This window comes from Alphaproteobacteria bacterium (assembly GCA_037146715.1).
Classification (GTDB): Bacteria; Pseudomonadota; Alphaproteobacteria; order UBA7879; family UBA5542; genus JBAWWO01.
In genome coordinates this window covers 171035-177429 of the sequence record JBAWWO010000001.1, presented here as the reverse complement: position 1 = coordinate 177429, position 6395 = coordinate 171035, and the positions used below count along the sequence as shown (strand labels likewise).

The window sequence follows — 6395 nt, the reverse complement described above, 5'->3', positions numbered from 1 at the left end:
GCTCAAATCCTGGTATAAATCATCTAAACATTAATCCTTAGCTACTTCAGCCCCTTAAATTTAGAAGAAGCAAGAGAATACTACAAACTTGCAGCCGCTCAGGGGAATGAGAAGGCACTCTCTAACTACACACGCTTGCAAGGCAAAGCAGTGTAGTTTCTCCCAATGAGGCTCGCCTTAACTTGAGGGCCTGTAGTGTGCGGAACGCACCCCCGTTAGATTGAGCAACGTCATAAACAAGGCGTGGGCCCTCGGGTCAAGGCCGAGGACGATTGACGTTTCATCGGTCTTTCAGACCTTCTCGCAAAGACGGGGTTTCACCTAAAACAAATCACCCCAATTCAGGTGTCGGGCTCTTTTGTAATCCTGTTTATTTTTTGACTTGGTAAGGGTTTGACGCAAAAGATCAGATTCGGTACATAAGTCTAGAGTAATATGCCCGTGATTTTTCAGGGGAGAGCGAATCAGCCGTTTTTTGTCCAGAATTACTGGGGTCTTGATTGCAATCAGATAGGTGTATTTTTCCAGTTCATAAGGCAAACTGCCCTTTTTCAGGATTTGGTGTTCTTGGTTTCGCATAATTTTTTGCGGGAAATGACACCAATCCGTGGGATCTTTAAGCAAAGGGCAGGGGGCATTGTGTCCACAGGGGGCCAAAATATGCGCACCTTTTTCTATCAAAAGTTGGCGCAGATAGGCTTGTGTTTTAAACCCCTGAGGCGTTCCCGGTTCAATAACAATAAGAGCCTGGGTTGATTGAATCCAAGCCTTTTCCAGGGCAAGTTTTTGCTCAATAGGCGTAAGTTCCCCCAGGCTATAAGAAAACAAACAGACGTCAGTGGGTGCTACCCGGCAGGTTTTTATATCCTCATGAGTCAGCACAACATCAGTCATATCTTGAGTCAATTTCTGGGCCATTTGAAACATGTGGGGATTATTTTCAACACATAAGATAGATTTTAAATCGGGAAAAATATCGTGCAGTATAAAAGCGCTAGCCCCCGGGCCGCAGCCTAAATCTGTAACGGATTCCACAGATCGTTGGGTAAGGGTTTTGTATTCAGTCAGTACTTTTTCTAAAACACCTAAGGTGGCAGGCAATCGACCAAAACAATAGACCAGAACTTCTTTTTCGTTTTTTAGGGCAGTATTAGCCGTGTCAAAGCGATACCTTTCCGACAGAGTCTCATAAGTCTGAATCAGTTCTGAGAATTTTACAGTGGGGTAAATGGCTTTTAATTTCTGAAAAAAAAGATTAATCGCGTTCATCTAGCCAGGCCATTTGAATTGCCTCTAAGATTTTCTCGTTGGAAGCCTGAGGGTTATCGTCAAAGCCCGGTAGTTGCTGAACCCATTGCCACAGGTCTGTAAACCGAATAGCCAAAATATCAACATTAGGGTATTTTTCTTCCAAAGACATGGCAATTGGATAAATATCAGTCCACTTCATCGTAGATTACATGCGGTTGCGCGTACCAGCAGGTAGGCGCAAAATAAGGCCATCTAGTTCTTCTGTCATCAAGATTTGGCAACCCAGTCGGGATGTGTGTGTTAACCCAAAGGCTAAATCTAACATATCTTGTTCGTCTTCAGAGGCTTCAGGCAACACTTCAAACCATTCTGGATCAATAATCACATGACATGTAGAACAGGCAAGGGACCCTTCGCAAGCACCTTCTAAATCAATATTGTTTGTATGGGCAATTTCTAATAGGGATAATCCAACGGGAGCCTCAACTTCCTTGCGCATTCCATCAACATTAATAAAAACTATTTTTGGCATTTCTAAATCCTTTACGTTTTTTTTCAATGTACAGAGCCACAAACAAAGAAACAAGGAAAAATTTTTTCAAAAAAACTTGTCATAAAAAAATAGTCCCTGTATATACGTTTTATGTAATAGGAGAGCAAAAATGAAGATTAATAAAATTTCAAGACTATTAGGGTACACAGCTTTAGCCTTTATGCTGAATGGTATGTTGGCAACAGAAGGTTTTTGTGCAGCTGCTGAGGAGGAGGGTTCCTCTAGATCGTCTTTCCCGGCTTCATCGGTTAGCTCCCTAGAGGAAGATGCTGTTGAAGAGATTGCTATCGATCCCAAATTAAAAAAACAAATTCAAAAATTATTCCACAAAATCAAAGAAAAGGAAGTGATTATATCACTGCAAGCTCAAACGATTAGAGAGACTTACGATGAGGGCGATAGTATGAAAAGTAAGATTCAAACATTTGAAAGCGAGCTGCTTAAGAAAACAAGGAGTATTGACAGACTTTTGAAGCCCAACGACTTGGGGAAGGAATGGGATTTACTACTCGAAGAAATGATGGGGCTATCCATTAGTGATAAGGTCGCATTGGACCAACTGCTAATGGACCAACTGCCTGAGTTGATCCAAAGGAGCGAAGTATGGGGCTTCTTAGATGCCACTACTACTCAGAACCTTAAAAGCTACCTTGGGGCCTATACAGCTTCGAGGGACGGTGACCAGAGAAATATCTCTCAGGGAGCATCTGCTGACTAATTCACATTTTGTTTTTGGGGAAGACTTTCAGAATTCTTTCCCAAAAACTTTTTCTTTGTTTCCTTGATTATTTTTGGCAAGAGTTTTATCTTATGGACAAACATAGGACGCTAAAATAACATGCATGATATAAAACATATTCGCGAGACCCCCCAAGATTTCGACCAAGGCTTGAAACGTCGGGGGTTGAAAGCTCTTTCTGAAACTATTTTGAGCTTAGATGCCAAGCATCGTCAGATAACGCAAGAGGTTCAAACTCAGCAAGCTCGCAAGAATGAGATTGCTGCCCAAATGGCCCAAGCGCGCAAAACGGGCCAAAACGTTGATCCTCTAATGGCTGAAGGCACATCTATCAAGGAAAATTTACCCGATCTAGAAGCCCAGGAAGCAGACCTAAAACAAAAAATTCATCACTTTTTGATAACCTTGCCAAACTTGCCTAATGAGGAAGTGCCCGATGGGGTGGATGACACCTTCAACGTTGAAATTTCTAAATTTTCCGAACCCAAGACTTTTTCTTTTGAACCCAAACAGCATTTTCAGTTGGGGGAAGATCTAGGGCTGATGGATTTTCAGCAAGCGTCCCAGATTTCTGGCAGCCGGTTCGTGGTCTTGAAGGGGCCTTTGGCCCAACTGGAACGGGCCCTTGCCCAATTCATGCTGGATATTCATACGAAAGAATACGGCTATTGCTTGGTTTCACCGCCTCTTTTGGTGAGTGAACAAACCATGTTTGGTATTGGTCAGCTGCCAAAATTCTCAGAAGAGGCTTTTCGAACCACCACAAACCATTGGTTGATTCCAACCTCTGAAGTCCCTTTGACCAGCTTGGCCGCAGGCAAGACTTTGGATGCGGAGGTATTACCTCAACGATTTACAGCCCATACGCCTTGCTTCAGGTCAGAGGCAGGGGCAGCAGGGCGCGACACCCGTGGTATGATTCGCCAGCATCAGTTCTATAAGGTGGAATTGGTGAGTTTAACAACCCCTGAGGATTCAGCCGCAGAACACGAACGCATGCGCAAAGCGGCGGAAGAGGTTCTAAGACGGTTAGAGCTCCCCTATCGCGTGATGCTTTTGTGCGCGGGGGATATGGGATTTGCTGCGCAGAAAACCTATGATTTAGAGGTTTGGCTGCCGGGGCAAAATGCCTATCGTGAAATCTCCAGCTGTTCTAATTGTGGCGATTTCCAAGCCCGACGCATGAATGCGCGCTATAAAATTAAGGGCAGCACTGTGAAGCCCCGCTTTGTTCATACGCTGAATGGATCAGGTCTGGCTGTGGGGCGCACTTTAGTGGCAGTTCTTGAAAACTATCAACAGGATGATGGCACTATTCTTGTGCCGCAAGCCTTGGTGCCGTATATGAATGGAATAGAGGTTATAAAGAAAACATGTCTGTAAAAAAAGATTTACGAATTCTCATCTCAAATGATGACGGAATTAATGCGCCTGGAATTCAGGTTTTGGAAGAAATTGCCCGAACGATTAGCTCTGATGTGTGGGTTGTGGCGCCTGCTCAAGAACAAAGCGGGGCGGCCCACTCGCTGACGCTCCATTATCCTTTGCGACCCAAGGAATTGGGGCCCAAACGGTTCTCTGTTGACGGGACGCCGACGGATTGCGTGCTGATGGCGATTAAAGAATTAATTTCCGACAAAAAGCCGGATTTAGTTTTGTCTGGGGTGAATAATTCTCAAAATCTGGCCGATGACGTCACCTATTCGGGGACTGTGGCTGCGGCTATGGAAGGAACGCTTTTAGGGGTGCCCTCCATTGCTTTTAGCCAATGCGTGGCCCAGGGGGATCCCATCTATTGGGAAACAGCCCTGAAGTATTGCCCGGGTCTCATTCGGAAATTGTTAGAAAACGGTTGGCCCAAAGGTGTGTTGATCAACGTCAATATTCCCAATGTGATGCCAGATAAGATTAAAGGAATTTCTGTGACTCACCAGGGATTACGTCCCGATTATAAGTCATTGTTAAAGGCTTTAGACCCTCGTGGGTTGCCCTATTACTGGGTGGGACCTGTGTTGTTTGGCGATGTTCCTGAAAAAGATACGGACTTAGAAGCTATTGGTCATGGGAAAATTTCTGTGACCCCCCTACATCTAGACTTAACCCATTACGACACATGGAAGACTTTGAAACAACAGATGGAATAGGGGTGTGAGGAAGGTGGATTCACGCTCTGCAATTGAATCCCTCGGGCTTCGACCCGAGGGCCCATTTTTTGTTTTGGATCCTCGGGTCAAGCCCGAGGAAGACACTGAGGGAAAGGTGAGAGCATTCGCTCTTGCTCTTTTCCTCCTTCTCCTCACAAGTTGCACAAAGACCTATCATTCTGACAGGCCAGCCCCAGTCGTTGTCAACAAAATCAACCAATCCAGCATGTCTTTGCCAGAATTAGTGATTTATACCTCGACAGGCAAAAAAATAATCAAAAAACCATCTGTCTGGAACCGGAAAACTTTGTCTTTCAGCGAGGGAATGCCTCAGAAATATCGGGTTAAGACGGGCGAAAATCTGTATAGAATTTCAAAAGAAAATGCAGTTCCCATCGCAACCATTATTGCCAAAAACAACCTGTCAGCTCCCTATACCATTTACCCAGGACAAATCCTGATTTTGGTAAGCCCGCGTATTCATTTGGTGGCGGAAGATGATGATTTATACAAAATTGCTATGCTGCATAAGGTAAATCTAAGCACTCTTGTAACCACGAATAATTTACAAGCTCCTTATCGTTTAAAAAGCGGACAGCAACTGATTGTGCCAAATTCTCCGACTAACGAGGAGGAAGCGGGAAAACCCATAGCACAATACATTGATTTACCTCAGCGTAAAAATTCTGCCTTTTTGCGACCTGTTGAAGGGCGTGTGATTTCTTCCTATGGAGAACAGGGCAGGGGACTTCATAACGATGGCGTGAATATTGAAGCCTCCTTGGGAACGCCAGTCCACGTGGCAGATGATGGCGTTGTGGCTTATACAGGGCGCGGCATGCGCAGCTACGGTAATCTGGTTCTGGTGAAACACGGGGGCGGATGGCTGACAGCCTATGCCCACCTGCATGACATTAAAGTTATTAAGGGAGACCGTCTAAAGCGGGGCCAAATTCTAGGAACCGTAGGAAAATCAGGCATAAAAATACCCCAGCTTCATTTTGAAGTACGAAAGGGGACGAAACCTGTGAATCCGATGCTGTACTTGATTTAAAAACTTAGCCTTTTGGCCGATTGCTTCGCGAAATTAGTGCCCTTGTGGCTCCCGCAACCTCTTAAAAAATTCTTTCAAAATAGTGCTGCATTCTTTTTCCAAAATCCCATGAATGACTGTGGGGCGATGGTGACAGGTGGGTTGGTCATAAAATTTGGGACCATGGTGAATGGCGCCTCCCTTAGGGTCTGGCGCTCCATAATAAATAGTTTTTAAGCGGGCCAAAGACAAAGCCCCCGCACACATGGCGCAGGGCTCCAGCGTAACATACAGAGTACAATCCACAAGACGTTCCCAGCCGGTTTTGCGACAAGCTTCCCTAATAGCCAGTATTTCTGCGTGTGCGGTGGGATCTTTCAATTGAACAATGCGATTTCCTGCTTTGCTAAGCAGCTGATTGTCTGGCCCAAGAACAAGGGCCCCCACGGGGACTTCGCCTCGACGGGCGGCCTCTGCAGCCTCTTGCAATGCAGCATACATCCAGCTATTCTCTATCATACTATCTCTACAAATTAACGATTACTTCGCAAAACTGCGGGATCTCGGGCTTCTCGTGTATCTTAAGTACAAGTCGAAGCCCCTCGACCCTGGTTTTACTCGTACTCCTTAATTTCTAGAAATAGTATCTTATTGAAAAGTAGTGTAAAAACGCAA

Annotated in this window: 8 protein-coding genes; 4 read left to right on the top strand and 4 right to left on the bottom strand. The window is 45.0% G+C overall.

The features are described from left to right. Window positions 1-321: 321 nt before the first annotated feature. The 3 genes from WCG05_00930 to WCG05_00920 are packed head-to-tail and all read right to left on the bottom strand — an operon-like array spanning window position 322 to window position 1783. On the bottom strand, window positions 322-1269 hold the full coding sequence (locus WCG05_00930; GenBank protein MEI8320562.1) for a small ribosomal subunit Rsm22 family protein: 948 nt from the start codon (window positions 1267-1269) through the stop codon (window positions 322-324). Then, the gene (gene iscX, locus WCG05_00925) at window positions 1256-1450 is read right to left on the bottom strand and encodes a Fe-S cluster assembly protein IscX (GenBank protein ID MEI8320561.1); all 195 of its coding nucleotides are present in this window, start codon (window positions 1448-1450) and stop codon (window positions 1256-1258) included. The genes WCG05_00930 and iscX overlap by 14 nt, the downstream gene beginning before the upstream one ends. 6 nt (window positions 1451-1456) lie before the next feature. Further along, on the bottom strand, window positions 1457-1783 hold the full coding sequence (locus WCG05_00920) for a ferredoxin family 2Fe-2S iron-sulfur cluster binding protein (protein ID MEI8320560.1): 327 nt from the start codon (window positions 1781-1783) through the stop codon (window positions 1457-1459). A gap of 130 nt (window positions 1784-1913) precedes the next feature. On the opposite strand from WCG05_00920, the gene WCG05_00915 reads away from it, so the two are divergent. The 4 genes from WCG05_00915 (at window position 1914) to WCG05_00900 (ending at window position 5741) form a co-directional block, all read left to right on the top strand. Next, entirely contained in the window at window positions 1914-2522 is a 609-nt protein-coding gene (locus WCG05_00915; GenBank protein MEI8320559.1) for a hypothetical protein, read from the top strand. 120 nt (window positions 2523-2642) lie between these two features. Further along, window positions 2643-3926 carry a serine--tRNA ligase gene (gene serS, locus WCG05_00910; protein MEI8320558.1) on the top strand — a complete coding sequence of 428 codons (1284 nt, stop codon included), beginning with the start codon at window positions 2643-2645 and terminating at the stop codon, window positions 3924-3926. Further along, window positions 3917-4687, top strand: coding sequence for a 5'/3'-nucleotidase SurE (gene surE, locus WCG05_00905; protein MEI8320557.1), 771 nt, complete (start codon window positions 3917-3919; stop codon window positions 4685-4687). The genes serS and surE overlap by 10 nt, the downstream gene beginning before the upstream one ends. Window positions 4688-4913: 226 nt before the next feature. Further along, window positions 4914-5741 (top strand): M23 family metallopeptidase, encoded by an 828-nt coding sequence (locus tag WCG05_00900; protein ID MEI8320556.1) that lies wholly within the window; start codon window positions 4914-4916, stop codon window positions 5739-5741. Between the two features lie 33 nt (window positions 5742-5774). On the opposite strand, the gene WCG05_00895 is transcribed toward WCG05_00900, so the two are convergent. Further along, the gene (locus tag WCG05_00895) at window positions 5775-6239 is read right to left on the bottom strand and encodes a nucleoside deaminase (protein ID MEI8320555.1); all 465 of its coding nucleotides are present in this window, start codon (window positions 6237-6239) and stop codon (window positions 5775-5777) included. Window positions 6240-6395: the final 156 nt, after the last annotated feature.

Excerpts from the sequence above, each read along its gene's own strand:
- WCG05_00930 (MEI8320562.1), bottom strand. The coding sequence starts at position 1,269 with ATGAACGCGATTAATCTTTTTTTTCAGAAATTAAAAGCCATTTACCCC.
- iscX (MEI8320561.1), bottom strand. The coding sequence starts at position 1,450 with ATGAAGTGGACTGATATTTATCCAATTGCCATGTCTTTGGAAGAAAAA.
- WCG05_00920 (MEI8320560.1), bottom strand. The coding sequence starts at position 1,783 with ATGCCAAAAATAGTTTTTATTAATGTTGATGGAATGCGCAAGGAAGTT.
- WCG05_00915 (MEI8320559.1), top strand. The coding sequence starts at position 1,914 with ATGAAGATTAATAAAATTTCAAGACTATTAGGGTACACAGCTTTAGCC.
- serS (MEI8320558.1), top strand. The coding sequence starts at position 2,643 with ATGCATGATATAAAACATATTCGCGAGACCCCCCAAGATTTCGACCAA.
- surE (MEI8320557.1), top strand. The coding sequence starts at position 3,917 with ATGTCTGTAAAAAAAGATTTACGAATTCTCATCTCAAATGATGACGGA.
- WCG05_00900 (MEI8320556.1), top strand. The coding sequence starts at position 4,914 with ATGTCTTTGCCAGAATTAGTGATTTATACCTCGACAGGCAAAAAAATA.
- WCG05_00895 (MEI8320555.1), bottom strand. The coding sequence starts at position 6,239 with ATGATAGAGAATAGCTGGATGTATGCTGCATTGCAAGAGGCTGCAGAG.